Genomic DNA, 25,483 nt, shown 5'->3' with positions numbered 1-25,483 from the left:
GAAGTCTATGGATACCTGGATTTATCTTTCGCAGGGCTTCGCCGTGGCGATGACGCCGACGAACCTGATGATTGCGCTGATTGGCTGCTTCGTCGGCACCATCGTCGGCCTGTTGCCCGGCCTCGGGCCAATTAACGGCGTGGCGATTCTGCTGCCGCTGGCGTTCGCACTGCATCTGCCCGCTGAATCTGCCCTTATTCTGCTGGCGACGGTCTATATCGGCTGCGAGTACGGCGGGCGCATCTCGTCCATTTTACTGAATGTGCCCGGCGATGCCGCCGCCATTATGACCGCTCTCGACGGTTATCCGATGGCCCAGCAGGGACGCGGCGGGGTGGCCTTATCGATTTCGGCGGTCAGCTCTTTTGTCGGATCGCTTATCGCGATTGGCGGCATTATTTTGTTCGCACCGGTGCTGGCACAGTGGTCGCTGGCATTCGGTCCCGCAGAGTATTTCGCCCTGATGGTGTTTGCCATTGCCTGCCTGGGCAGCATGATGGCGCAGAACCCGCTGAAGTCGTTTCTCTCCGCCTTAATTGGTTTAGGTCTGGCGACGGTGGGTGTCGATGCCAATACCGGAGTCTACCGCTTTACCTTCGACAGCATCCACCTCTCGGATGGCGTGCAGTTTATCGTCGTCGTCATAGGGCTGTTTAGCGTCTCTGAAATTCTGCTGATGCTGGAAAGCACCAGCAGCGGGCAAACGCTGGTGCGGAAAACCGGGCGTATGTTGTTTAACGCCAAAGAGGCCGGTCAGTGCGTGGGCGCCACGCTGCGCTCGTCGGTGGTAGGTTTCTTCGTCGGTATTCTGCCCGGCGCCGGGGCTACCATTGCCAGCGCCATCACCTATATGACCGAGAAAAAGCTCAGCGGCAGCAGCGACAGCTTCGGCAAAGGGGATATCCGCGGCGTCGCCGCCCCGGAAGCGGCCAATAACGCCTCCGCCTGCGGCTCGTTCATCCCGATGCTGACCCTCGGGGTGCCCGGTTCCGGCACCACGGCGGTGATGATGGGAGCCCTGACGCTGTACAACATCACGCCAGGCCCCGCCATGTTTACCGAACAACCGGACATCGTCTGGGGATTGATCGCCGCCCTGCTGATCGCCAACGTGATGCTCCTGATTATGAACATCCCGCTGATCGGCCTGTTTACCCGGATGCTGACGATCCCACTGTGGTTCCTGGTGCCGGCGATTGCCGCCGTTTCTGCCGTCGGCGTCTACGCGGTCCACAGTACGACCTTCGATTTGCTGCTAATGGTCGGACTCGGAGTGCTCGGTTACATTCTGCGTAAAATGCACTTCCCGATGTCGCCGCTGATCTTAGGTTTCGTGCTCGGGGAGATGCTGGAGCAAAACCTGCGCCGGGCGCTGTCTATCAGCAACGGCAATCTGTCGATTTTGTGGGGAAGCGGCGTGACCAAAACATTATTGTTCCTCGCCATCGCCGCGATCGTTATTCCCCCGCTGCTACGCTATCTGCGTAAGCAACGCCGGCGCCGTGCCGAGGCCAACCCCGGTTAACGGGTCTGGCTGCCTGGCAACGCATTAACCCAGTCACGTAATGCCCGGCGGGAAATTTTAATCCCGCCGGTTTGCAACGAATCAGGTAACATCAACCAGCGTACCGGCTGCTGAAAACGTGCCAGCTTATCCTGTGCCCAGACCGCCAGCGCGGCGACATCGCACTGCGCAGCGCACTCCACCACCGCCACCGGACGCTGACCAAACTCCGCATCGTCTAACGGCACGATAAACGCCTGCTGAATCTGCGGATGAGCCAGGAGTACTCTCTCCACCTCTTCAGGCTGAATACCTTCCCCTCCGCTGAAAAAGAGGTTATCCATCCGCCCAAGCAGAGTCAGTTTGCCCTCCCTGATCTCGCCGCGATCGCGAGTGGCAAACCAGCCCTGTTCGTTGACCAGCGGCTGCACCCCGCCATCGCGCCAGTAGCCAGCCGCCATGCTGTCGGCACGCAGCCAGACTTCGCCTTCAACGATTTTCAGCGCGCGCCCCGGCAGCGGCTGGCCAACGTCCGGTGCGCCATCCGCCTCTTTGCCGCATACCGTCGAGGCGAACTCCGTCAGACCATAGCCGCACCAGCAGCGAATCCCCCGGCCGCGCGCCTGTTCGGTCAACGCGACGGGAATCGCCGCCCCGCCCAACAGCACCGCCTTCAACGACACATCAGCCTCACTATTGAGCAACCGCCAGAGCTGAGTGGGCACCAGCGAGGCATGCGTACAGCCTCGCAACGCCTGTTCCAGCGGTTGTCTTTCTCTTACCGTCAGGCGGGCGCCCGCCAGCAGCCAGCGCCAGAGAATACCCTGGCCGGAAACATGAAACAGCGGCAACGACAGCAGCCAGTCATCATCCGACGCCAGCGGAATCATCGCCAGCACGCCTTCAGCGCTGGCAAGATGCGCCCGACAGCTGTGCACGGCAGCCTTCGGCAGCCCCGTAGAGCCGGAGGTGAGCGTCATTGACGCCAGGCGTTCTTCGCACCAGGGTAGCGTCAAGCCACCCGCCTCGCGTTGCAGCGCCAGCGGCGCAAAGTCGAGGGCGAGCGGATCGCCGTTCAGCGCCAGCGCATAACGCAAATCGAGGGAGGGTAACACTGCCGCCAGCAGCGAAGGCGGGAGCTGAGGATTCAGAGGAAGCACCCGGGCGCCGCACTGAAGCAGCGCCAGCCATGCCAGCAATGCCGACGGCTGGTTATAGGCCCGCAGCAGCACGCCCTCCCCTTCATTGACCCCTTGAGCGCGGAAGCCCGCGGCCAGCGCGTCAACTTCAGCGCACAGCTGTCGCCAGTTCAGGACAACGTCGTTCAGACGCACCGCCGGCGCATCGCCGCGCAGCCGGCGCCAGTGGCGCCATGGCCAGTCGCTAAAGGTCACAGCAGCGGCTCCAGCTCATCACTGTTCAGGCAGGGTAACGGGCTGTCAGGCCAGGGGCGAATCAGCTGCGCGCGCATCAATGCCAGGGTATCCAGACCGGGAAGGGTCTGCGGCGTCAGCCAGGCGGCAATCCGCGCCAGCTGCGTCAGTCCAAGGCTTGATTCGATCGATGAGCTGATCACCGCCGTCAACCCCAGCGCGTGTGCCGCGGCGACCTGTTCCCGTACTTTGTCCAGGCTACCGGTGAGCGTCGGCTTGATCACCAGCGCACGCAAACCCGGCTCCGCCTGAAAACGAAAATCCGCCTCACGCAGACTTTCATCCCAGGCAATCGCAATGCCGGTTTCCCGGGCAAAAGCCCGGGAGTCGTCGCGGGTTTTACACGGTTCCTCAAGGAAGGCGATACGGTCGCGGTACTGCGGATGGACATATTTCGCAAACTGCTGCGCTTTGAGCGGGGTCCAGGCGCGGTTGGCGTCCAGACGCAGCTGCAGATCGGGAATCGCTTCCAGCAGCAGGTTAACCACCATGCCGTCACGCACCGCTTCATACAGCCCGATCTTGACCTTCGCTACCTTTTCACCGGGCAGCGCCGCCAGCCTGGCAAACAGTTCGTCCGGGTCGCCGGTGCACAGCGGCACCGCGCGATACTCCGCCTCCAGCGGCAGTTCATCGTTCAGCTCCGCCAGCGCGCAGCTGACGCCGAAGGCCACGGAAGGGTGAGACGGCCCGGACAGGTTCTCGCCCTGCCGCCAGGCTTTCGCCCATGCCACCAGCGCGCACTGCGCCTCCTCCAGCGTTTCCGCGCTAAAGCCCGGCAGAGGCGCAATTTCGCCCCATCCCTGACGTTCACCGTCCTGCAGGTGGATGAACAGCCCATCGCGAGTTTTTAACCGCCGTTCGCGCAGTACCACGCCCGCGTCCATCGGTACCTGCCAGCGGTAAACCTGCGCCTGACGCATTATGGATTCCGTTTAAATTTGCTGAAGTCCGGCTGACGTTTCTGGTTGAAAGCGTTACGCCCTTCCTGCCCCTCTTCGGTCATGTAGAACAGCATGGTGGCATTCCCCGCCAGCTCCTGCAGCCCCGCCTGGCCATCACAATCGGCATTCAGCGCCGCCTTCAGGCAGCGCAGCGCCATCGGGCTGTTTTGCAGCATTTCTCGACACCAGCGCACGGTCTCTTTTTCCAGATCTGCCAGCGGGACGACGGTGTTGACCAGCCCCATATCCAGCGCCTGCTGCGCATCGTACTGACGGCACAGGAACCAGATTTCGCGCGCTTTTTTCTGTCCGACGATCCGCGCCATGTAGGATGCGCCCCAGCCACCGTCAAATGAGCCGACTTTCGGGCCGGTCTGGCCGAAGATGGCATTTTCTGCGGCAATCGTCAGATCGCACATCATATGCAGAACGTGACCGCCGCCGATGGAATACCCCGCCACCATCGCCACGATCGGTTTCGGGCAGGTGCGGATTTGGCGCTGAAAATCGAGCACGTTCAGGTGGTGAACGCCGGAATCATCCTGGTAGCCGCCGTAATCGCCGCGTACCTTCTGGTCGCCGCCGGCGCAGAATGCTTTATCGCCTTCGCCGGTGAGGATAATGACGCCGATATTGTCGTCATATCGGGCATCGGACAGCGCCTGAATCATCTCATTCACGGTCAGCGGGCGGAACGCATTGCGCACCTGCGGCCGGTTAATGGTGATTTTAGCAATCCCGTCCGTCGACTTCTGGTAACGAATGTCGGTATAGCCTTCGGAGCAATCGTGCCATTCCACGGGGGCGTAGAGCATTGCTTCATCAAGAGAGATCATAGAATGTCCTTTGGTTAACTCGCTAAAAACTGGGCCAGACATGACACCACCGCCGCGGGATTTTCCCGATGCGCGTTATGCCCGGCATGATGAATAATATGTGTCGTTGCGGCGACGTCGCGCGCAAGGGCGCGAAACTTCGCATCGCGCTCGCCGCAAAGATAGTGAAAAGGGTAGCGCCGGGCGCGGAGTTGCGCACGCAGGTCGGGCTGTACGGCGAGGGAAGTCGCCTCCAGCATCGCGGCCAGACTGGCACCGCTGTTGTGGCTGCGCAGCGCAACAAGCGCTTCCCGCTGCTGCGTACTTAAGCCGGCGAAAACCGGCTGCTGGTACCAGTCGGCAAAAACCTGAACCAGCGGCTCGCGGCGAAAGCGCTCAGCCCAGGCAGCATCGCTACAAGCGCGCTGCCGGCGTTGATGCGCATCCTGGAGACCGGGATGGCCGCCCTCTACGACCAGTCCGCACAGCCCGCACCGCGCCTGACTGGCAAAAAACATCGCAATACGCCCGCCCAGCGAATAGCCGATCAGCCAGTAGTCCCGAACATGATAGTGCGCCAGCGTTTTCTCCAGCCGCAGGCTAACCTCGGCAAAACCGCTGACCCTGACATCGCGCGAACCACCGTGGCCCGGCAGATCAATATACAGCTGCGGATAAGCGCTGAACGCGGCGCCCACCGTTTGCCACTCCCGGCTGTCGCCGGAAAAACCGTGTAAAAAGACCAGCCAGGGATAGCCCGACTGCCCCTTTTCGCACCGGGCGTGCAGACTCATAGCCGGCTGACCTGCGCCAGCAGCTGTTGCAGAGTATGAGTGCCTTCCGTCTCATTCACCACCAGCTCAATCAGCGTGGCGCCAGGAAGACGCCAGGCGCCGGCCAGCGCCGCTTCCAGAGCCTCCCAGTTGCCCGGGCGATGATAATGAAGGCCAAACATCGCCGCCGCATGGCCGAAATTGACATCCTGCGGCATCAGATAAAACTGGCGCCGTTGATCCTGCGGCGTCGGCAGCAAAGAGAAGATCTGCCCGCCGTTGTTGTTTACCACGATCAGCACCAGCGGCGCAGAGGCCTGGCGCAGCAACGCCAGCGAGTTCAGATCGTAGAGCGCGGAAAGATCGCCGACGATCGCCAGCGTCGGGCGGGCGCTGGCTCGCTGAACCCCTGCCGCCGTCGCCAACAGGCCATCAATACCGCTGGCGCCGCGGTTGCTATAAACCGGATATCCTGCCGGAAGCTGCGCCAGGGCATCAATTAACCGAACCACCAGGCTGTTACCGACAAACAGCTGCCCCTGTTCCGGAAGATAGCGGTGAATCCGGTGAGCCAGCTGGGCTTCGCCAAATGCCTCACTGCGGTCGGCCGCCGCCTGCCAGGCCTGCCGCGACAGCTCCGGGATCGTCGTCGCCCACGGCTGGCGGCTTTCCGCCGGATGCAGATCCAGCCACTGTTCCACCGGGCAGACCAGCCGACGACCGCGGTGATGAGCCGGGTCGAGGCGACCGGGGAGATTATCCACGACCCAGTATTCTTCCGGTTCACAGGTGGCCTGCCACTGCAGCACGCGTTTACCGGTGAGGCTGCTGCCCAGTTGTACAACGATTTGCGCCTGCTGCAGTTCGCTCACCGCTTTGCCGTTCGCCAGCCACAGGTCGGCGCACGGCAGCGGCTGCCCGGTCTGGGAAAGGATGTCGCCAATCAGCGGCCAGCCGAGCGTTTTTGCCCACCCGGCGACTTTTTTACCTTCAGCAGCGCTCATGCGACCCGCGACGACAACGCCCCGCTTCTGTCGCCAGAAAAACCAGTCGCGCTGCTTTTCGCTTTCCAGATGCAGGGACTGCCGCAGCCAGGGTTTATCGCTTTGCCACCACGCGCCGAGCTGCTGCTGCCACTCCACGCCGGTGTCATCCATCTCGCCGTACAGCGGCTCGGCGAACGGACAGTTGATATGGATACCGCCGGAATGCAGAGCGCCCAGCGCCTGGTCAATCGTCGATACCAGCCAGCGCGCGGGCACATCCTGCGACGGACGCGGCAACGACAGCGTCTGCGAGGGATGAGAAGCAAACATGCCCGGCTGGCGGATAGCCTGGTTCGCACCACAGTCAATCAGCTCCGGGGGACGATCGGCAGTGAGAAGTATCAGCTTTTCACCGGTCAGCCCCGCCTCAATTAAGGCCGGATAGAGGTTAGCCGTCGCCGTTCCGGACGTGACAATCACCGCCACCGGCTGCCGGCTGGCTTTTGCCAGCCCCAGCGCCAGATGGCCGAGACCGCGCTCATCGAAATGGGTATGAGGAATAAACGCGCGGTTTTCCGCCGCTGCCAGGGTAAGAGGTGTCGAGCGCGAGCCCGGCGCAATGCAAATATGCTGCACGCCGTGGCGAGTTAATGCTTCGAGGATCACCGCCGCCCAGCGTCGGTTAAATGCGCTTACTGACATGAAATTGTCCGGTATCAAATATTGAGGCTAAGTATAGGTAATACAAAGCAATGGAGTATTGATATGCGTCGTTTATCTACGTTTTTGTCAATAACAAGGAACGCAGTCCCGCCGCCTTATTTTCTATCTCCTGCCACTCCTGCTCAGGATCGGAACCGCTGACAATCCCGGCACCGGCATACAGCCTCAGCGTGACGTTTTCGACTTGCGCCGAACGCAGGGCCACGCAGAATTCGCTTTGCGCCAGCGACAGGTAACCAGCGGAACCGGCGTACCATTCCCGGGTAAAAGGTTCATGGCGGGTAATAAATGCCAGCGCCGCCCGACGCGGTAATCCTGCGACCGCGGCGGTCGGCTGCAGCTGATGCAGGCAGCGGGTATCGTCAGGCTGAGAGAGTTCAGCCCAGATGCAGCGGCGCAGATGCTGAACTTTACGCAACCGCACCACCTGCGGCGGCAGGACGTCCAGCGAACGGACCTCATCCTGCATACGCTGGCAGATATCCTCCACCACCAGCATATTCTCGCGCTGATTTTTATCATCTTTCATCAGCCAGTCGGCCAACAATTGCGCCTGGCGATCGTCAGGATGGCTGGCAACGGTCCCGGCCAGCGCTTCGGTGCGCAGCAGCGTCCCGCGCCGGCGCCAAAGCCGCTCCGGCGTTGAACCAAAGAATGTCCGCTGTGCGTTAAAGGCCATCATAAAATGAAAACAGCGGTGGTTACTGCGCCGGCTGGCAGCCACGATCGCCAGCGGATCCGGCGGCGCGGCAAACTGGACATCGGTGGCCCGCGCCAGCACCACTTTATCCATCTCCCCTGCGGCAATCGCCTGAGTTGCCTGTTCAATCAACGCATGCCATTGCGGATAGTCCGGGGAATGGTGTTCGCTGAGCACCGGCGGCAGAGCGGCGGGCTGCGCCTGGTCAGGCGTTAGCGTCTGGAGAAATTCCCGGGCCGCGATGGCATCTTCGCGCAGTGAGGTCTCGCTACTCAACAACAGGCGCAGGGTGGCTCTCCCCCCGACCCGACGCCACTCCAGCCGCGGCAGAAAGAGCCTCCCTTCCTGCGGATTAAATGCATTCAGGCCGCAAATACGTAAATCCGCCAGCCCCTGGCGCTGCAGGAAGCCGTGAGCCCCGGCCAAAGACGGGAAGGTTTTGACCGCGCCGAGCGCGGCAAGCTCTTCATCGCCATTGCGCTGCTGCCAGTAAAACTGCGGCCACTGCGCTTGATGACCGCACCACAGAAGCGGGTCAAAAGCGTCATGAAGAGGGAAAGGAATATCGAAAATTCGCGTACCGGACGACGGCGGAAAATCGTCAGACAGGCAGTCACGTAAGCGTTCCAACGCAGTGGAAACAGACAGCACGCAAACCTCCAGAGAATAAAAACCACAGATTATACGGGGTACTGGGGTGAAATTGCAGTACCCATAATGAGGGAGAGGACTTTCCGCATGCGGCGGCGGCCAGCCAGAGCAAACTGAAGGAAAAAAATATAGATTCTTTGCGTAGTTACGCTAACGGCGCTTAACCGGTGACCGCCTCGCGGGCCATACCAATATGCGCAATACCGTCCTCATCGTAAACGTCGGTCACCGGTTGAAAACCGAAGCTGGCGTAAAAACGTTGCAGATGCGCCTGGGCGCCGAGATAGATAGCCTTGTGCGGCCAGTGACGACGACAGCTGGCCAGCGCCTGCTCCATCAGCTGATAACCCAGCTTTTCACCGCGCACCGCCGGGCTGACAATGACGCGTCCAATCACCACCGGCTCAATATCATCGTCGCTTTTCAAAATGCGCGCATAGGCCACCAGTTCATCCCCTCGCCAGCCGAGCAGATGGCGGTTTTCACCGATCAGATCATCACCGTCAACATCCTGATAGGGGCAGGTTTGTTCGACGACAAATACCGCGCAGCGCAGCTGTAGCAAAGCGTACAGCTGCGGGACGGTCAGCTCTGCGTGGTGAAGATCCTGCCATGTAATCATTGACTGCTCCTGTATACTTGAGTTTTTTCACCCACGCCCTGAGGACACTGGACGATGGAATTGACATTTTTGGGGACATCCGCAGGCGTGCCGACCCGTACACGTAATATGACGTCTATCGTGCTGAATTTGCAACAGCCGACGGCAGCGGAGATGTGGTTGTTCGACTGCGGAGAAGGTACCCAGCATCAGTTTTTACATACCCCATACCACCCAGGAAAACTGAATAAGATTTTTATTACCCACCTCCACGGCGATCATCTGTTCGGCCTCCCCGGCCTGCTGTGCAGCCGCTCCATGCAGGGCAACTCGCTGCCGCTGACGCTGTACGGCCCGACGGGGCTCAGGGAGTTTGTGGAAACCGCGCTGCGCTTAAGCGGTTCATGGACCGATTATCCGCTCACCATTGTCGAAGTGGGCCCCGGTCTGGTCTTTGATGAAGGAGGCTATCGGGTCAGCGCGTATCCGCTGAATCATCCGGTGGAATGCTACGGCTATCGTATCGAAGAGCACGCCCGCCCTGGCGCCCTTGATGCCGCGCGTCTGATTGCCGACGGCGTCCGCCCGGGCCCGCTGTTTCAGCGCCTGAAACAGGGAGAGACGGTGGAGCTGGAAGATGGCCGGACGATCGATGGGAAGCGCTATCTTGGCCCGGCGACGCCCGGCAAAACGCTGGCAATTTTTGGCGATACGGCCCCCTGCGAGGCGGCGCTTGAGCTGGCGCGCGGCGTTGACCTGATGGTTCATGAAACGACGCTGGAGCAGGCCATGGCGGAAAAAGCCAATAGCCGCGGTCATTCGTCGAGCCAGCAGGCAGCGGCGCTGGCCCGCGATGCCGGCGTCAGTATGTTTATCGCTACCCATTTTAGTTCGCGCTATGACGCGGAAGGCTGTCTGCGCCTGCTGGCGGAGTGTCGGGACGTGTTTCCCCGGACGCTGCTGGCCGAAGACTTTATGGCGTACAGCCTGAGTTAGCCGGGCTGGAGGGGATAAAACAGCGGAACGAGGCAAAAAAAATGCCAGCCCGTCTCACAACGGGCTGGCAGGGTTACAGGGCCAGCGGTATCCACCCCGGCCCCGGCGATTACATCAGCGGTGTTGCCAGCTGCACAATGCTAATCAGCGGCTGCGGCCACACGCCAAGCACGAGGACCAGCAGCGCGGAGATCAGCACCACGATACCGCCCGCGCTGTACTGCCAGTTCGACGGCGCATCGCGATTCAGTTTATCCGGCGCGCTCAGGTACAGACTCACCGCCACGCGCAGGTAGTAGTACAGACCAATCGCCGAACCGATCACCACGGCGGCAACCAGCCACCACAGGTGTGCATGCACACCGACGGCCAGCACGTAGAATTTACCGATAAAGCCCAGCGTCATCGGGATACCCGCCAGCGACAGCATCATCACCGTCATGACCGCCGACAGAATCGGACGGTGCCAGAACAGGCCGCGATAGGAGTACAGCGAATCGGCATCCGGACCACGGTATGGGCTGGACATCAGGCTCACCACGCCGAACGCGCCGAGGCTGCTGAACAGATAGCCGGCCAGATAGACACCCACGGCTTCCATCGACATTTCACCGCTCTGCAGGGCAATCAGCGCCACCAGCAGATAGCCAAGATGCGAGATGGAGGAGTAGCCGAGCAGACGTTTGATATTGGTCTGGCTCAGCGCCATCAGGTTACCGAAGATGATGGAGGCAAAGGCAATCAGGCCAAGCACCACGCGTACCGCTTCGCTGTTGCCCACCGGCATGTACAGGAACAGACGCATCACCACGCCGAAGATAGCAATCTTGCTGGCGGTTGCCAGGAAGGTAGATACCGGCGCCGGCGCGCCCTGGTAAACGTCTGGCGTCCACAGGTGAAACGGCACCAGCGACAGCTTAAAGCCGAGGCCGACGATCATCAGGCCCAGACCCGCCAGCAGCAGCGGTTCGTGCAGAGCGTTGTCTGCCAGGCTTTTACCCAGCGCCAGGAAGGACAGGTTGCCCGAGTTGGCATACACCAGCGCCATACCGAACAGCAGGAATGAAGAGGCTGCGGCGGACAGAATGGTGTATTTGATACTCGCTTCCAGCGAACGCTTCTGGCGGAAGGCATAACCGATAAGGCCGAACAGCGGCAGCGAAATCAATTCAATACCGAGGAACAGCGCGGCCAGATGGTTGGCGCCCGCCAGCAGAATGCCACCCAGCGCGGCGATAAGCACCAGCAGGTAGAACTCTTCTTTGTTGTCCTTGTATCCCTCAAGCCACGGGTACGCGAAGGTACAGGTGGCCAGGCTTGCCAGCAGCACCAGCCCGGTATAGAGCATGGCGTAGCCGTCAACGCGAATCAGCGGCGTGACGTCCATCGCACCGTTCTGACCCACGAACCAGAGTGAGATCAGCGCAGCGTTCAGACCAAGAACCGACAGCGTGGCATTAAGGAAATGATTGCGTCGCCACGCAATGGAGAGCATCACAACCACCACCGTCAAGCCGACGATCAGCAGCGGTAGCAGTGCGATCAGTTGTTGTGGAGTTATTGTCATGGCGAATTACGGCCTTGTAGTAGAAACGGAATTAACAAACCACTGCTGAATGTTGCTCATCGCAGCATGTGAGGTGTCCAGAATCGGCTGCGGGAAGAAGCCCAGCAGCACCAGCAGAACCACCAACAGCAGAACAATCGACAGTTCACGCAGCGACATTCCCCGCATCTCCTGCGCCGCGATGTCGCTCTTCGCTTTACCGAAGTACGCGCGATGCAGCATTGAGAGCGAGTAGACGGAAGCGAAGACCAGTCCAAAGGTGGAGATCACGGTAATCACCGGCACCACTTTGTAGCTGCCGAACAGAATCATGAATTCGCCGACGAAGTTACCGGTACCCGGCATCCCCAGCGTTGCCACGGCGAAGAACATCGACAGCGCCGGCAGCCATTTAATTTTGCTCCACAGACCGCCCATCTGACGCATATCGCGGGTATGCAGGCGTTCATACAGCTGGCCGCAGAGAATGAACAGGCCGGCCGCGGACAGACCGTGGGCAATCATCTGAATGACCGCCCCCTGGTACGCCAGCTGGCTGCCGGTGTAGATAGCAATCAGCACGAAGCCCATGTGGGAAACGGAGGTGTAAGCAATCAGGCGTTTGATGTCGTACTGGCAGAAGGCCATCCACGCGCCGTAGAAGATACCGATAACGCCCAGCCACATGGCGATGGGAGCAAACTCGGCGGAGGCATTCGGGAACAGCGGCAGAGCAAAACGCAGCAGGCCGTAGGCCGCCGTTTTCAACAAAATACCGGCGAGGTCAACGGAACCGGCGGTCGGTGCCTGAGAGTGGGCATCCGGCAGCCAGCCGTGCAGCGGAACCACCGGCATTTTCACCGCGAAGGCGATGAAGAAGCCGAGCATCAGCATGTATTCGACGCCATGGGACATCGGGGTTTTCAGCAGATCTTCATAGTTGAAGGTCCAGACGCCGGTCGCGTTAAAGTGCACGAAGGCCAGCGCCAGGATGGCAATCAACATCACCAGGCCGCTCGCCTGGGTATAGATGAAGAACTTGGTTGCCGCCGTGATACGCGTTTTACCGTCGGAAGCCTTATGGCCCCACAGCGCGATCAGGAAGTACATCGGCACCAGCATCATTTCCCAGAAGAAGAAGAACAGGAACAGGTCGATGGCAAGGAACACGCCGATAACGCCGCCCAGGATCCACATCAGGTTCAGGTGGAAGAAGCCCTGGTATTTTTCGATTTCGCGCCACGAACAGAGCACGGCCAGCACGCCGAGCAGACCGGTCAGCACCACCATCAGCAGCGACAGACCGTCGATAGCCAGATGAATGCTAATACCGAAGCGAGGGATCCACGGCATCACGAATTCTGACTGCCACTGCGGAATACCCGCGGATTGCGTCAGCGAATAACCGCCCTGTAGCCACAGCTGCAGGGAGAGCACCAGCGTCAGTCCCATGGTAATCAGCGCAATCCAGCGCGGCATCTTCACGCCAAAGCGTTCAGTCTGCCAGCACAGAAACCCGCCGATAAAGGGGATTAGTATTAACCAGGGTAATAGCATAGCTAAGTATGTCCCTTATATTCTCACTCCCGAACAGGCTATCGCACTCGCCGATGACGCCTGGACTTCAGAAGCAGTTACCTAAAATTCATTCTTGGTTCACAAACCCGGCAGCGGACCGCCGCCGGGGATATTCACTCAACCCACAAACTCAGCGCAGTACCATCAGCAACGCCAGGACGACAACCGCCCCGACGCTCATTGACGCCACATACCAGCGTAGATAACCATTCTCGCTAAGCAGCAGGCCTTTACCTGCAAAGCGGGAGAGGATGGCCGGAATGTTCATCATGGCATTCAGCGGATCGCTCTTCAGCAGCCACGCGATGCCGAGGAATGGTTTCACGAACACTTTGTCGTACAACCAGTCGAAGCCCCATGCGTTGTACCACCAGGTACCCAGCAGACGGCCCGGCGCGCTGTTGGCGATGGAGGTCACCAGCGTACGTTTACCCAGCCACAGCCAGGCGGCAATCAGGATGCCGGCAATCGCGATGATCCCCGAGGCGATTTCCAGCGTCATCACGCGACCGTGCTCAAGTTCGGTGGTCTGCGGCAGTACGCCCTGCAGCGGCGGAACGATCAGTGCGCCAACGAAGGTCGACAGAATCAGCAGCACAATCAGCGGCAGATGGTGGGTAATCCCCTTCCCGGCGTGCGCGTGGATCTGTTCTTTACCGTGGAAGACGATGAAGATCATCCGGAAGGTATACAGCGAGGTCATAAACGCCCCGACCAGGCCGGCTACCATCAGGTTGATATGACCGTTAGCCATCGCGCCAGCGAGGATTTCGTCCTTACTGAAGAAGCCTGCGGTAATCAGCGGCAGTGCGGACAGCGCCGCGCCCCCCACCAGGAAGCAGACGTACACCAGCGGAATCGACTTACGCAGGCCGCCCATTTTGAAGATGTTCTGCTCGTGGTGGCAGGCCAGAATGACCGAGCCGGACGAGAGGAACAGCAGCGCTTTAAAGAACGCGTGGGTCATCAGGTGGAAAATCGCCGCATCCCATGCCTGTACGCCCAGCGCCAGGAACATGTAGCCAATCTGGCTCATAGTGGAGTAAGCGAGTACGCGTTTGATGTCGGTCTGAACCAGCGCGGCAAAGCCTGCCAGCACCAGCGTCACCGCCCCGACGATACCGACCAGATGGAGAATTTCCGGGGTCATCAGGAACAGGCCATGGGTACGGGCAATCAGGTAGACGCCCGCGGTCACCATGGTGGCGGCGTGGATCAACGCGGAGACCGGCGTCGGACCGGCCATCGCGTCCGCAAGCCAGGTCTGCAGCGGCAGCTGCGCCGATTTACCGACCGCACCGCCCAACAGCATCAAGGTGGCCCACCACAGCATATTGTTGCCGGCTTCAAAGTGCGCAGGCGCCAGTTCGACCATTTCGCGGAAGTTCAGGGTGCCCAGCTCGTTGTAGAGAATGAACAGCGCAAACGCGAGGAACACGTCACCGACACGGGTCACCACGAAGGCTTTCATTGCGGCGGCGCCATTCTTCGGATCGGTATAGTAGAAACCGATCAGCAGATAGGAGCACAGGCCCACGCCTTCCCAACCGAGATACATCAGCAGCAGGTTATCGGCCAGCACCAGCACCACCATGCTCGCGATAAACAGGTTGGTGTAGGCGAAGAAGCGGGAGTAGCCCTCTTCACCGCGCATATACCAGGAGGCGAACATGTGGATCAGGAAGCCAACGCCGGTGACCACGGAGAGCATGGTCAGCGAAAGACCATCCAGCACCAGGTTAAAACCGATGTTGAAATCACCCACCGACATCCAGGTCCACAGCGGTACGCTGACCGCCTGTTTGCCGTTCGCAAAGAAGTCGACGCCGACAAACGCGGTCACCAGCGCCGCCAGGCCGACTGACCCCATTCCCACGGTGGCGGAGAGGTTTTCCGACCAGCGGCCACGGGAGAATGACAGCAGAACAAAGCCAATCAATGGCAGAAGAATGGTTAAGGCAAGCATGTTCATCCACGCAACTCACTTACTGAATCGATGTTCAGGTTCTGGCGGCGACGATGGAGCTGCAGCAACAGCGCCAGGCCGATACTCGCTTCCGCAGCCGCGAGGCTGATGGCGAGGATATACATTATCTGACCGTCGGTCTGACCCCAGTAGCTGCCTGCCACCACGAAAGCCAGCGCCGCGGCGTTGATCATGATTTCCAGGCTAATCAGCATAAACAGCAGATTGCGGCGGATAACCAGACCCGTCAGGCCGAGCACAAACAGGATCGCGGCGAGGATCAGCCCATGTGTTAAGGGAATCATGCGTGTTCCTCCGTTTTTCTTTTGTCGCTATCGCCCTGACGGTTGCTCAGCACTTCACCGGCGCGCTCTTCGCGGCCAATGTGGAAGGCAACAACCAGACCGGCCAGCAGCAGCATGGAGGCCAGCTCCACCGCCAGTACGTACGGCCCAAACAGCGTAATACCGACTTCTTTCGCGCTTATCGCCGCGCCATCAATCCCCTGATCGTTAAGACCGAGGATGGCATACACGATAACCACCAGCAGCACCGCGGACAGGATAGCCGGGCCAATCCAGATCCCCGGCTGCAGCCATTTGCGTTCCTGTTCGATTTCGCTACCGCCCAGGTTGAGCATCATCACCACGAAGACGAACAGTACCATGATGGCCCCGGCGTAAACGATGATTTCCAGCGCCCCGGCGAAGTACGCGCCCAGAGAAAAGAACACGCCGGCAATCGCCAACAGCGAAATAATCAGGTACAGCAGCGCATGCACCGGATTGGTGTGGGTGATCACCCGCAGGGTTGCGAGGATGGCGATGAGGCCACAGATATAAAAAGCGAATTCCATTGCCCTCTCCTTACGGTAACAGGCTCTTGACGTCGATAGGCTTAGCTTCGTTCTCTGCTTCGCCTTTATCTTTGCCGTCGATTGCCATACCCGCCATCCGGTAGAAGTTATATTCCGGGTATTTGCCCGGACCGGAAATCAGCAGATCCTCTTTTTCGTACACCAGATCCTGACGCTTGTATTCACCCAGTTCGAAGTCCGGGGTCAACTGAATCGCCGTGGTCGGGCACGCTTCTTCACACAGACCGCAGAAAATGCAGCGTGAGAAGTTGATACGGAAAAACTCCGGGTACCAGCGGCCATCTTTGGTCTCTGCTTTTTGCAAAGAGATACAGCCTACCGGACACGCTACCGCACACAGGTTACAGGCCACGCAGCGCTCTTCACCGTCCGGGTCGCGCGTCAGCACGATACGGCCACGGTAGCGCGGCGGCAGATATACCGGTTCTTCCGGGTACATCTGGGTCTCACGTTTGGCGAAGGCATGCATCCCGATCATCCAGATACTGCGGACCTGGGTGCCAAACCCCACCAATAATTCTTTTAAGGTCATGGTCAATTCACCCCTTATTGCGCCTGCCAGAGAATGACAGCCGCCGTTACCAACAAGTTGATCAGCGTTAACGGCAGGCATACCTTCCAGCCAAAGGACATTACCTGGTCATAGCGCGGACGCGGTAATGATGCGCGGATCAAAATGAACATCATCATGAAGAACGCGGTTTTCAGCGCGAACCAGATGAACGGAGGTAACCATGGGCCATTCCAGCCGCCGAAGAACAGCGTCACGATCAGCGCTGATACGGTGACAATCCCGATGTACTCACCGACGAAGAACAGACCGAACTTCATGCCGGAATATTCGATGTGGTAACCATCGGCCAGTTCCTGCTCGGCTTCCGGCTGGTCAAACGGGTGACGGTGACAGACCGCTACGCCGGCGATAGCAAAGGTGACAAAGCCGAAGAACTGCGGAATCACGTTCCACAGATGCGCCTGGTTGTTGACGATATCGCTCATGTTGAACGACCCCGCCTGCGCCACCACGCCCATCAGCGACAGACCGAGGAACACTTCGTAGCTCAGGGTCTGCGCGGATGCACGCATCGCCCCCAGCAGCGAGTATTTGTTGTTACTCGACCAGCCGGCGAACAGCACGGCGTAAACCGCCAGACCGGCCATCATCAGGAAGAACAGGATGCCGATGTTCAGGTCGGCGACCACCCACGTCGGGCTGACCGGCACGATAGCAAAGGCCAGCAGCAGCGACGTAAAGGCGATAACCGGCGCCAGAGTAAAGATTACGCGGTCCGTAAAGCGCGGAACCCAGTCCTCTTTAAAGAACATCTTGATCATGTCGGCGACGAGCTGCAGCGAGCCGCCCCAGCCGACACGGTTAGGTCCGTAGCGGTTCTGGAACAGACCCAGCAGACGACGTTCGCCAAAGCTCATGAACGCGCCGCAGGTTACCACCACCAGCAGAATCACCACTGCCTTGAGGATGCTTAACAGAATGTCGATGAGATCCGGTGTTAACCAACTCATGCTTTCGCCTCCTGCAGAGTGTCAATACGTGCTCCGGTCAGTACCGGCGCAATACCCGGCATGCCCATCGGTAAACCCACCTGCCCTGCCGTCAGTCCCGCAGAAATCACCAGCGGGAGACTAAGCGTCTGGCCTTCAACGCGGAACGAAATCATCGCGCCCTCATTGACGCCAAGCTTCGCGGCATCGGCCGGGTTCAGCTTGATGTACGGCTGCGGCATGCGGCTCTGGAAGACCGGAGAACGCTGCGACAGTTCATCACTGCCGAACAGATGGTAGTACGGCGCGATACGCCATTGACCTTCTTCAGCCTGGAAGCCTGCCGGCACCGCGGTAAAGTACTCCAGACCGCTGGCGGAAGCTTCGATCAGACGCACGCCCGGATCGCCATGGCGCAGTTTACCGCCCACTTCATCCTGGAATTTGTTCCACGCCTGCGGGGAGTTCCAGCCCGGCGCCCAGGCAAACGGAATTTGCGAACGCGGTGCAGACGGCTGGTTGTTCCCTTCCATCGAGAAGGCAAACATGGTGTCTTTATCCTGCGGCTGACGCGGTTCATGCACGCTGATATTGGCGCGCATCGCCGTACGACCGCTATAACGATGCGGTTCACGAGCCAGTTTCTGCCCGCGAATGCGGAAGGTCGCGTCCGGCGCGGCATCTTTAATCCCCGCCAGCTGCGGCAGCTTAGCAATGGCGGCATCAATCACATGATCCAGCTGCGTCCAGTCAACCTGACGGTTGTCGACGGTGCTGTGTAGTGAGTGCAGCCAGCGCCAGCTTTCCAGCATCACGGTATTCGCATCGTAGTAGGACGGGTCGTAGACCTGGAAGAAACGCTGTGCGCGCCCTTCGTTATTGACCACGGTTCCGTCGCTTTCGGCGAAGCTCGCCGCAGAAAGCACCAGGTGCGCTTTGTCCATAATTGCGGTGCGTTGATGGTCAACGACCATCACCAGCGGCGCTTTGGCCAGCGCGGCGTCAACGCGCGCGGCAGAAGCGTGACGATGCAGATCGTTTTCCAGCACCACTACCGCATCGGCAGCGCCGGTTTCCAGCTCGCTCAGCGCCTCTTCCAGAGAACCGCCGCCAATCATGCCAAGGCCAACGCTGTTCACTGCCCGGGCCACCATGGTGACGCCGACGTCAATACCGCGGCCTTTCAGCGCTTTGGCTACGTTGGCCGCCGCCTGAATGATTTCAATGCTGCCGGCGTTAGTCCCGGAGACAATCAGCGGTTTCTTCGCTCCGGCCAGCGCCTGAACGATCACGTCAATTTTGCCTTTCAGATCGCTGCTCAGACCGTCCACCGCCGGTGCGGTTTCATCCAGCGCATGGGCAATCGCAAAGCCCAGACGCGCTTGATCTTCAACCGGTGCGCGGTAGGTCCACGCGGCGACATCGTCAAGACGGGTGTCGTCAATATTGGTAACGAACAGCGGATGCTTCGCGCGTTGACCGATGTTGAGGATTGCGGCTATCTGCCAGTCGGCGACTTTCTGCGCCGCCGCCATTTCACGCGCTTTCCCTTTCACCGCCTGGCGCACGGCCAGGGCAACGCGGGCGCCGGTCTGGGTAATATCTTCCCCGAGTACCAGAACCGCATCGTAGGATTCAATGTCACGCAGCGTCGGGGTATGAATACCGCCGTCACGCAGCACGGTCAGCATCATCTGCAGACGTTCCTGCTCAGCCTTCGCAATGCCGGTATAGAAGTTCTCTGCCCCGACCAGCTCGCGCAACGCAAAGTTGCTTTCAATGCTGGCGCGCGGCGAGCCGATACCAATCACCTTTTTCGACTGACGCAGAATATCCGCCGCACCCTGCATTGCCTGCTCGGCGTTAAGGGTAATCAGATCGTCGCCACGGCGCTGAACCGGCTGACGCGGACGGTCTTTCAGGTTCACATAGCCATAGCCAAAACGGCCGCGGTCGCAGAGGAAGTAGCGGTTAACGGTACCGTTGTAACGGTTTTCGATACGGCGCAGTTCGCCATAGCGCTCGCCCGGGCTGATGTTGCAGCCGATGGAACACTGCTGGCAGATGCTCGGCGCAAACTGCATATCCCATTTACGGTTATAGCGCTCGGAGTGCGTCTTATCGGTGAATACGCCGGTCGGGCAGACCTCAACCAGGTTGCCGGAAAATTCGCTTTCCAGCACGCCATCTTCCGGACGACCGAAGTAGACGTTGTCATGCGCACCGTAAACGCCCAGGTCGGTACCGTCAGCGTAATCTTTGTAGTAACGCACGCAGCGATAGCAGGCGATGCAGCGGTTCATTTCATGAGAGATGAACGGCCCCAGGTCCTGGTTGCGGTGGGTACGCTTGGTGAAACGGTAGCGGCGGAAGCTGTGACCGGTCATGACGGTCATATCCTGCAGGTGGCAGTTGCCCCCTTCTTCACAGACCGGGCAGTCGTGCGGGTGGTTGGTCATCAGCCACTCAACCACGCTCTCGCGGAACTGCTTCGCTTCACCGTCGTCGATAGAGATAAAGGTGCCGTCGGATGCCGGTGTCATACAGGACATCACCAGGCGACCACGCGTGTCTTCCGCGTTTTGATATTGCTTCACCGCACACTGGCGGCAAGCACCGACGCTGCCAAGCGCCGGGTGCCAGCAAAAGTATGGAATATCAAGACCAAGAGAGAGACAAGCCTCTAACAGGTTGTCCGCTCCGTTGACCTCGTATTCTTTGCCGTCTACATGAATCGTAGCCATTAGCATGCTTCCAAATTAAAAAATCGTTACCACTTCCTCTTCCCGGTTGCCGCCTTCGCGTCGCCTGGAAGAGCCTGTGGAGACATTACCAGCGCGTCTTAAGCAGGTTCGGCTGAATCCCGTTGATAGCATGGGTATTACTGAACTGCTGCTTAATGCCTGCTTCGAATTCGTCGCGGAAATATTTAATGGCGCTCTGCAGCGGTTCTACCGCACCTGGCGCATGCGCACAGAAGGTTTTGCCCGGGCCAAGGAACCGACACAGTTGCTCAAGTGTCTCGATATCTCCCGGCTGACCTTCACCGCGTTCCAGAGCGCGCAGAATTTTCACGCTCCACGGCAGACCGTCACGGCACGGCGTACACCAGCCGCAGGATTCGCGGGCAAAGAACTCTTCCAGATTACGCACCAGCGACACCATGCCAATCTCATGGTCAACGGCCATCGCCAGCGCGGTACCCAGACGGCTCCCCGCTTTGCCAATACTTTCGAATTCCATCGGCAGATCAAGATGCGCGTCGGTCAGGAAGTCAGTCCCCGCGCCGCCCGGCTGCCAGGCCTTGAACTTCAGGCCGTCGCGCATGCCGCCGGCATAATCCTCGAGGATTTCGCGCGCGGTGGTACCAAACGGCAGTTCCCAGACGCCCGGGTTTTTCACCCGGCCAGAGAAGCCCATCAGCTTGGTACCAGCATCTTTGCTGGTTGAAATGTTCTGATACCACTCGACGCCGTTGGCCAGAATCGCCGGGACGTTACACAGGGTTTCAACGTTGTTCACGCAGGTCGGTTTACCCCACACGCCGGAGCTCGCCGGGAACGGCGGCTTGGAACGCGGGTTGGCGCGACGGCCTTCAAGGGAGTTAATCAGCGCGGTTTCTTCACCGCAGATGTAACGCCCTGCTCCGGTGTGCACGAACAGTTCGAAATCGAAACCGGTGCCGAGAATGTTTTTGCCCAGCAGACCGGCTTCGGTCGCCTCGGCAATGGCGCGGCGTAAATGCACCGCCGCTTCAATATATTCGCCGCGCAGGAAGATGTAGCCGCGGTACGCTTTCAGCGCAAACGCGGAGATCAGCATGCCTTCCACCAGCAGGTGCGGCAGCTGCTCCATCAAAAGACGGTCTTTATAGGTGCCCGGCTCCATCTCATCGGCGTTACACAGCAGGTAACGGATGTTCATGGATTCGTCTTTCGGCATCAGGCTCCACTTCAGACCGGTGGAAAAGCCCGCGCCGCCGCGCCCTTTCAGACCGGCGTCTTTCACCTGATTGACGATCTCATCCGGCGCCAGGCCCAGCAGCGCCTTACGCGCGCCGGCATAGCCGTTTTTGCTCTGATACTCTTCCAGCCATACCGGCTGTTTATCATCGCGCAGTCGCCAGGTCAGCGGATGCGTTTCGGGAGTGCGGATCACTGTCTTCATTTATACTGCTCCAACAGGTCAGGAATCGCCTCCGGCGTCAGATAACTATGAGTATCCTCATCAATCATCATCGTCGGTCCCTTGTCGCAGTTGCCCAGACAGCAGGTCGGCAGCAGAGTAAAGCGGCCATCAAAGGTGGTTTGACCCGGTTTGATGTCGAGCTTTTTCTCGATCGCCGACTGAATGCCCTGGAAGCCGGTAATGTGGCAAACCACGCTATCGCAATAGCGGATCACGTGACGGCCAACCGGCTGGCGGAAGATCTGGCTGTAGAAAGTGGCTACCCCTTCCACGTCGCTTGCCGGGATCCCCAGTACGTCGGCGATCGCATAGATCGCGCCATCCGGCACCCAGCCGCGCTGTTTCTGAACGATCTTCAGCGCTTCGATGGACGCCGCACGCGGGTCTTCGTAGTGGTGCTTCTCGTGCTCAATGGCCTCACGCTCTGCCGCACTCAGCTCAAAAGCCTCGGTTTGTGGTTGTTGATTCTCGTGCATAATTAGCGGTCCACGTCTGACATAACAAAATCGATACTACCCAGATAAACGATCAGGTCGGATACCAGGCTGCCGCGAATCGCCGACGGGATCTGCTGCAGGTGCGCATAGCTCGGCGTGCGGATACGGGTACGATAGCTCATGGTGCTGCCGTCGCTGGTCAGGTAGTAACTGTTAATACCCTTCGTCGCTTCTATCATCTGGAAGGATTCGTTGGCCGGCATGACCGGGCCCCAGGAAACCTGCAGGAAGTGCGTAATCAGGGTTTCGATATGCTGCAGCGTGCGCTCTTTCGGCGGCGGCGTCGTCAGCGGGTGATCCGCCTTGAACGGGCCTTCCGGCATATTATCGAGACACTGCTGGAGAATGCGCAGGCTCTGGCGCAGCTCTTCGACTTTCAGCATCACGCGGGTATAGCAGTCGGATACACCGCCGCCAACCGGCACTTCGAAGTCAAAGTTCTCATAGCCAGAGTATGGACGCGCTTTACGCACGTCGAAGTCGATCCCGGTGGCGCGCAGACCGGCGCCGGTGGTGCCCCACGCCAGCGCTTCTTTCGCGCCATAAGCGGCGACGCCTTTTGAACGGCCGATCAGAATGCTGTTGCGCAGCGCGGCTTTCTCGTAAGAATCCAGACGCTTGGGCATCCACTCAAGGAATTCACGCAGCAGACGATCCCAGCCGCGCGGCAGATCGTGCGCCACGCCGCCGATGCGGAACCACGCCGGGTGCATACGGAAACCGGTAATCGCTTCCACCAGATCGTAGATCTTCTGACGGTCGGTAAAGGCAAAGAACACCGGCGTCATTGCGCCGACGTCCTGAATAAAGGTCGAGATATACAGCAGGTGACTGTTAATGCGGAACAGCTCAGAGAGCATAACGCGAATCACATTGACGCGATCCGGTACGGTGATCCCCGCCAGCTTTTCGACCGCCAGAACGTACGGCATCTCATTGACGCAGCCGCCGAGGTATTCGATACGGTCGGTATACGGAATATAGCTGTGCCAGGACTGACGTTCGCCCATCTTCTCAGCGCCACGGTGGTGGTAGCCGATATCCGGTACGCAGTCGACGATCTCTTCGCCATCAAGCTGCAGAACGATACGGAAAGCGCCGTGGGCAGACGGGTGGTTCGGGCCGAGGTTGAGGAACATAAAGTCCTCGTTTTCGGTTCCGCGCTTCATGCCCCACGCTTCCGGTTTGAAAGTCAGCGCTTCCATCTCCAGATCCTGCTTGGCTTTCGTCAGCTCAAACGGATCGAATTCGGTGGCGCGCGCCGGGTAGTCTTTACGCAGCGGATGGCCTTCCCAGGTCGGCGGCATCATGATGCGCGTCAGGTGCGGGTGGCCTTCGATATCAATCCCGAACATTTCCCACGTTTCACGCTCATACCAGTTGGCATTCGGGAACAGTTTGGTCAGTGTCGGCACGCGCAGATCGTTTTCAGACAATGCTACCTTGAGCATGACGTCACGATTGCGTTCAATAGAAATCAGGTGATAGAAAACGGAAAAATCCGCGGCGGGCAGCCCGTCACGGTGGGTACGCAGACGTTCGTCCATGCCATGCAGATCGAACAGCATGACGTAAGGTTTTGGCAATTTCTTCAGGAAATCAACCACCTCCAGCAGCTGCTCGCGCTTGACCCAGACCACCGGAACGCCGGTGCGGGTAGGCTGAACGGTAAAGGCATCCGGCCCAAAACGATTGCGCAGTTCGCCGATCACCGGGTCATCGAGGTGATCGCGGGTTTGCCAGGCTGGTGCGGCGTCATGCGCATGTAAATCGGTCATATTGTTCACCATTGCAAAAGGTCCGTGGTGACTGCCGGGCGAGGCTTCGCGCTGTTGTAGATTGATTTGCGAAGTGTTATTCCGCCGCCCGCAGGCGCAAGTTAAATCTCGTCCGGTGTCCGCAGATTGGTCACTGCAATGCGTTCACCACGTTTACGCTCGCGTTCCGACTGCATGTTGGCGCGGTACACGCCCTGATCGCCAACCACCCATGAGAGCGGGCGACGTTCTTTGCCAATGGACTCCTGCAGCAGCATCAGCGCCTGCATATAAGCTTCCGGACGCGGCGGACAGCCCGGGATGTAAACATCAACCGGAATAAACTTGTCCACGCCCTGGACGACAGAATAAATATCGTACATCCCGCCGGAGTTGGCGCAGGCGCCCATGGAGATAACCCACTTAGGCTCCAGCATCTGGTCATACAAACGCTGAATGACCGGCGCCATTTTGGTGAAGCAGGTGCCGGCGACCACCATCAGGTCCGCCTGACGAGGAGAAGCACGCAGTACCTCGGCGCCAAAACGCGCAACGTCATGCACCGCAGTGAATGACGTCACCATTTCAACGTAGCAGCATGACAGGCCGAAGTTGTAGGGCCAGATTGAGTTCTTGCGGCCCCAGTTCACCATGTCATGCAGCGCATGTTCGAGTTTCCCCATATACACGCTTTTATTGACTTCTTGCTCCAGGGGGTCGGTTACGATCTCCTGTTTCTGCAGGGGGTAACGGTCGTTCTCACCGTTAGGATCTATGCGGGTGAGCGTATAATCCATCTTATTGCCTCGCTTTTACTGCATATGACGGTTAGTGGGACTGTCTGTTTCTGAATTAACCAGCGTGCGACGGGAACGCGCAGGCGTCCAGTCCAGTGCGCCGATACGAACGAGGTAAACCAGACCTGCCAGTAGCACTAAAATGAAAATTGCGGCTTCCACAAAGCCGACCCAGCCGCTTTCGCGGATAGAAGTCGACCATGCGTAGAGATACAGAGCTTCCACGTCGAAGATAACGAAGAACATGGCAACCAGATAAAACTTCGCAGAAAGACGTAAGCGAGCCGAACCAACGGAGTCGATCCCCGATTCAAACGGCGTGTTCTTGCTACGCGCGCGCGCGCGACCGCCGAGGTACCAGCCCCCGACAAGCATCAGGCAGCACAGGCCGATGGCAATGATGAGAAATATAGCGAATGCCCAATGATGAGCGATGACTTCAGTGGATGTTGACATACGCATTGCTTAACCAAAAAAGTGTAGCGCTAAACCCTCTGCTCTTGCTGGCAGATGAACGCCACAGCGTTTCACGGGGAGGAATAAAAAAATAACCTTGCAAAAAAGCGTCCCTACTTAGCGTAGAAGGCTGTATGCGGTGGCTTTTTACCCCTTTCTTTAACCTTTTGTCAACTTCAACAAAAGTTTTAA

22 protein-coding genes are annotated in these 25,483 nt (G+C 59.1%); 2 read left to right on the top strand and 20 right to left on the bottom strand.

From position 1 onward, the window contains the following. The first annotated feature begins 7 nt into the window (after positions 1–7). A complete protein-coding gene (locus BV390_RS06680) occupies positions 8–1,525 on the top strand; it encodes a tripartite tricarboxylate transporter permease (protein ID WP_004865073.1) in 1,518 nt (505 codons plus the stop codon). Here the strand turns inward: BV390_RS06680 and menE are convergent. The 7 genes from menE to BV390_RS06645 all read right to left on the bottom strand — a co-directional run bounded on the left by menE (position 1,522) and on the right by BV390_RS06645 (position 9,151). Continuing rightward, entirely contained in the window at positions 1,522–2,898 is a 1,377-nt protein-coding gene (gene menE / locus BV390_RS06675) for an o-succinylbenzoate--CoA ligase (protein WP_085396734.1), read from the bottom strand. The two genes, BV390_RS06680 and menE, sit on opposite strands and share 4 nt — an antisense overlap. Continuing rightward, a complete protein-coding gene (gene menC / locus BV390_RS06670; protein WP_004865075.1) occupies positions 2,895–3,860 on the bottom strand; it encodes an o-succinylbenzoate synthase in 966 nt (321 codons plus the stop codon). Before menC ends, menE begins: the two co-directional genes overlap by 4 nt. After that, positions 3,860–4,717 (bottom strand): 1,4-dihydroxy-2-naphthoyl-CoA synthase, encoded by an 858-nt coding sequence (menB, locus tag BV390_RS06665; protein ID WP_085396733.1) that lies wholly within the window; start codon positions 4,715–4,717, stop codon positions 3,860–3,862. Before menB ends, menC begins: the two co-directional genes overlap by 1 nt. A gap of 14 nt (positions 4,718–4,731) precedes the next feature. After that, on the bottom strand, positions 4,732–5,490 hold the full coding sequence (gene menH, locus BV390_RS06660) for a 2-succinyl-6-hydroxy-2,4-cyclohexadiene-1-carboxylate synthase (protein WP_085396732.1): 759 nt from the start codon (positions 5,488–5,490) through the stop codon (positions 4,732–4,734). Beyond that, positions 5,487–7,157, bottom strand: coding sequence for a 2-succinyl-5-enolpyruvyl-6-hydroxy-3-cyclohexene-1-carboxylic-acid synthase (gene menD, locus BV390_RS06655; protein WP_047663335.1), 1,671 nt, complete (start codon positions 7,155–7,157; stop codon positions 5,487–5,489). The genes menH and menD overlap by 4 nt, the downstream gene beginning before the upstream one ends. A gap of 76 nt (positions 7,158–7,233) precedes the next feature. Then, positions 7,234–8,529: an isochorismate synthase MenF gene (gene menF, locus BV390_RS06650; protein ID WP_004865080.1), complete on the bottom strand. Its 1,296-nt coding sequence runs from the start codon at positions 8,527–8,529 to the stop codon at positions 7,234–7,236. Between the two features lie 160 nt (positions 8,530–8,689). Continuing rightward, positions 8,690–9,151 (bottom strand): GNAT family N-acetyltransferase, encoded by a 462-nt coding sequence (locus BV390_RS06645; protein ID WP_004865081.1) that lies wholly within the window; start codon positions 9,149–9,151, stop codon positions 8,690–8,692. Positions 9,152–9,205: 54 nt separating this feature from the next. Here BV390_RS06645 and rnz point away from each other — a divergent pair, with 54 nt between their 5' ends. Then, complete coding sequence (gene rnz / locus BV390_RS06640; protein ID WP_032699078.1) at positions 9,206–10,126, top strand: ribonuclease Z; 921 nt, start codon at positions 9,206–9,208, stop codon at positions 10,124–10,126. 109 nt (positions 10,127–10,235) lie between these two features. On the opposite strand, the gene nuoN is transcribed toward rnz, so the two are convergent. The 13 genes from nuoN to nuoA form a co-directional block, all read right to left on the bottom strand. Beyond that, the gene (gene nuoN, locus BV390_RS06635) at positions 10,236–11,693 is read right to left on the bottom strand and encodes an NADH-quinone oxidoreductase subunit NuoN (protein ID WP_004865083.1); all 1,458 of its coding nucleotides are present in this window, start codon (positions 11,691–11,693) and stop codon (positions 10,236–10,238) included. A gap of 6 nt (positions 11,694–11,699) precedes the next feature. Next, complete coding sequence (gene nuoM, locus BV390_RS06630) at positions 11,700–13,229, bottom strand: NADH-quinone oxidoreductase subunit M (protein ID WP_004865084.1); 1,530 nt, start codon at positions 13,227–13,229, stop codon at positions 11,700–11,702. A 151-nt stretch (positions 13,230–13,380) separates the two neighbouring features. Further along, positions 13,381–15,222 carry an NADH-quinone oxidoreductase subunit L gene (gene nuoL, locus BV390_RS06625; protein ID WP_004865085.1) on the bottom strand — a complete coding sequence of 614 codons (1,842 nt, stop codon included), beginning with the start codon at positions 15,220–15,222 and terminating at the stop codon, positions 13,381–13,383. Then, entirely contained in the window at positions 15,219–15,521 is a 303-nt protein-coding gene (gene nuoK / locus BV390_RS06620; protein WP_004865088.1) for an NADH-quinone oxidoreductase subunit NuoK, read from the bottom strand. The genes nuoL and nuoK overlap by 4 nt, the downstream gene beginning before the upstream one ends. Continuing rightward, positions 15,518–16,072 (bottom strand): NADH-quinone oxidoreductase subunit J, encoded by a 555-nt coding sequence (gene nuoJ, locus BV390_RS06615; protein WP_004865089.1) that lies wholly within the window; start codon positions 16,070–16,072, stop codon positions 15,518–15,520. Before nuoJ ends, nuoK begins: the two co-directional genes overlap by 4 nt. A gap of 10 nt (positions 16,073–16,082) precedes the next feature. Continuing rightward, positions 16,083–16,625, bottom strand: a complete 543-nt coding sequence (gene nuoI, locus BV390_RS06610; protein ID WP_004865092.1) for an NADH-quinone oxidoreductase subunit NuoI — start codon at positions 16,623–16,625, stop codon at positions 16,083–16,085. A gap of 14 nt (positions 16,626–16,639) precedes the next feature. Then, positions 16,640–17,617, bottom strand: coding sequence for an NADH-quinone oxidoreductase subunit NuoH (gene nuoH, locus BV390_RS06605; RefSeq protein WP_004865093.1), 978 nt, complete (start codon positions 17,615–17,617; stop codon positions 16,640–16,642). Further along, positions 17,614–20,340 carry an NADH-quinone oxidoreductase subunit NuoG gene (gene nuoG, locus BV390_RS06600; RefSeq protein ID WP_049265606.1) on the bottom strand — a complete coding sequence of 909 codons (2,727 nt, stop codon included), beginning with the start codon at positions 20,338–20,340 and terminating at the stop codon, positions 17,614–17,616. Before nuoG ends, nuoH begins: the two co-directional genes overlap by 4 nt. Before the next feature lie 85 nt (positions 20,341–20,425). After that, a complete protein-coding gene (nuoF, locus tag BV390_RS06595) occupies positions 20,426–21,763 on the bottom strand; it encodes an NADH-quinone oxidoreductase subunit NuoF (protein ID WP_085396731.1) in 1,338 nt (445 codons plus the stop codon). After that, positions 21,760–22,260 carry an NADH-quinone oxidoreductase subunit NuoE gene (gene nuoE / locus BV390_RS06590; protein ID WP_004865099.1) on the bottom strand — a complete coding sequence of 167 codons (501 nt, stop codon included), beginning with the start codon at positions 22,258–22,260 and terminating at the stop codon, positions 21,760–21,762. The genes nuoF and nuoE overlap by 4 nt, the downstream gene beginning before the upstream one ends. A gap of 2 nt (positions 22,261–22,262) precedes the next feature. Continuing rightward, on the bottom strand, positions 22,263–24,071 hold the full coding sequence (gene nuoC, locus BV390_RS06585; protein ID WP_004865102.1) for an NADH-quinone oxidoreductase subunit C/D: 1,809 nt from the start codon (positions 24,069–24,071) through the stop codon (positions 22,263–22,265). 89 nt (positions 24,072–24,160) lie between these two features. Next, on the bottom strand, positions 24,161–24,835 hold the full coding sequence (nuoB, locus tag BV390_RS06580; RefSeq protein WP_002913178.1) for an NADH-quinone oxidoreductase subunit NuoB: 675 nt from the start codon (positions 24,833–24,835) through the stop codon (positions 24,161–24,163). A gap of 15 nt (positions 24,836–24,850) precedes the next feature. Continuing rightward, positions 24,851–25,297: an NADH-quinone oxidoreductase subunit NuoA gene (gene nuoA, locus BV390_RS06575; RefSeq protein ID WP_004865103.1), complete on the bottom strand. Its 447-nt coding sequence runs from the start codon at positions 25,295–25,297 to the stop codon at positions 24,851–24,853. Positions 25,298–25,483 lie beyond the last annotated feature (186 nt).

Origin of the sequence: Klebsiella sp. YJ, assembly GCF_002108615.1 — a bacterium.
GTDB lineage: Bacteria > Pseudomonadota > Gammaproteobacteria > Enterobacterales > Enterobacteriaceae > Klebsiella > Klebsiella planticola.
Note: the sequence above shows the minus strand (reverse complement) of the source record. Positions and strands in the feature narration are given on the sequence as shown.

Coding starts and splice junctions, on each gene's coding strand:
- nuoB (WP_002913178.1), bottom strand. CDS start 24,835: ATGGATTATACGCTCACCCGCATAGATCCTAACGGTGAGAACGACCGT.
- nuoK (WP_004865088.1), bottom strand. CDS start 15,521: ATGATTCCCTTAACACATGGGCTGATCCTCGCCGCGATCCTGTTTGTG.
- nuoA (WP_004865103.1), bottom strand. CDS start 25,297: ATGCGTATGTCAACATCCACTGAAGTCATCGCTCATCATTGGGCATTC.
- BV390_RS06645 (WP_004865081.1), bottom strand. CDS start 9,151: ATGATTACATGGCAGGATCTTCACCACGCAGAGCTGACCGTCCCGCAG.
- nuoF (WP_085396731.1), bottom strand. CDS start 21,763: ATGAAGACAGTGATCCGCACTCCCGAAACGCATCCGCTGACCTGGCGA.
- nuoN (WP_004865083.1), bottom strand. CDS start 11,693: ATGACAATAACTCCACAACAACTGATCGCACTGCTACCGCTGCTGATC.
- menH (WP_085396732.1), bottom strand. CDS start 5,490: ATGAGTCTGCACGCCCGGTGCGAAAAGGGGCAGTCGGGCTATCCCTGG.
- BV390_RS06680 (WP_004865073.1), top strand. CDS start 8: ATGGATACCTGGATTTATCTTTCGCAGGGCTTCGCCGTGGCGATGACG.
- nuoG (WP_049265606.1), bottom strand. CDS start 20,340: ATGGCTACGATTCATGTAGACGGCAAAGAATACGAGGTCAACGGAGCG.
- rnz (WP_032699078.1), top strand. CDS start 9,206: ATGGAATTGACATTTTTGGGGACATCCGCAGGCGTGCCGACCCGTACA.
- nuoI (WP_004865092.1), bottom strand. CDS start 16,625: ATGACCTTAAAAGAATTATTGGTGGGGTTTGGCACCCAGGTCCGCAGT.
- nuoL (WP_004865085.1), bottom strand. CDS start 15,222: ATGAACATGCTTGCCTTAACCATTCTTCTGCCATTGATTGGCTTTGTT.
- nuoC (WP_004865102.1), bottom strand. CDS start 24,071: ATGGTGAACAATATGACCGATTTACATGCGCATGACGCCGCACCAGCC.
- menB (WP_085396733.1), bottom strand. CDS start 4,717: ATGATCTCTCTTGATGAAGCAATGCTCTACGCCCCCGTGGAATGGCAC.
- nuoE (WP_004865099.1), bottom strand. CDS start 22,260: ATGCACGAGAATCAACAACCACAAACCGAGGCTTTTGAGCTGAGTGCG.
- menC (WP_004865075.1), bottom strand. CDS start 3,860: ATGCGTCAGGCGCAGGTTTACCGCTGGCAGGTACCGATGGACGCGGGC.
- menD (WP_047663335.1), bottom strand. CDS start 7,157: ATGTCAGTAAGCGCATTTAACCGACGCTGGGCGGCGGTGATCCTCGAA.
- nuoH (WP_004865093.1), bottom strand. CDS start 17,617: ATGAGTTGGTTAACACCGGATCTCATCGACATTCTGTTAAGCATCCTC.
- nuoJ (WP_004865089.1), bottom strand. CDS start 16,072: ATGGAATTCGCTTTTTATATCTGTGGCCTCATCGCCATCCTCGCAACC.
- nuoM (WP_004865084.1), bottom strand. CDS start 13,229: ATGCTATTACCCTGGTTAATACTAATCCCCTTTATCGGCGGGTTTCTG.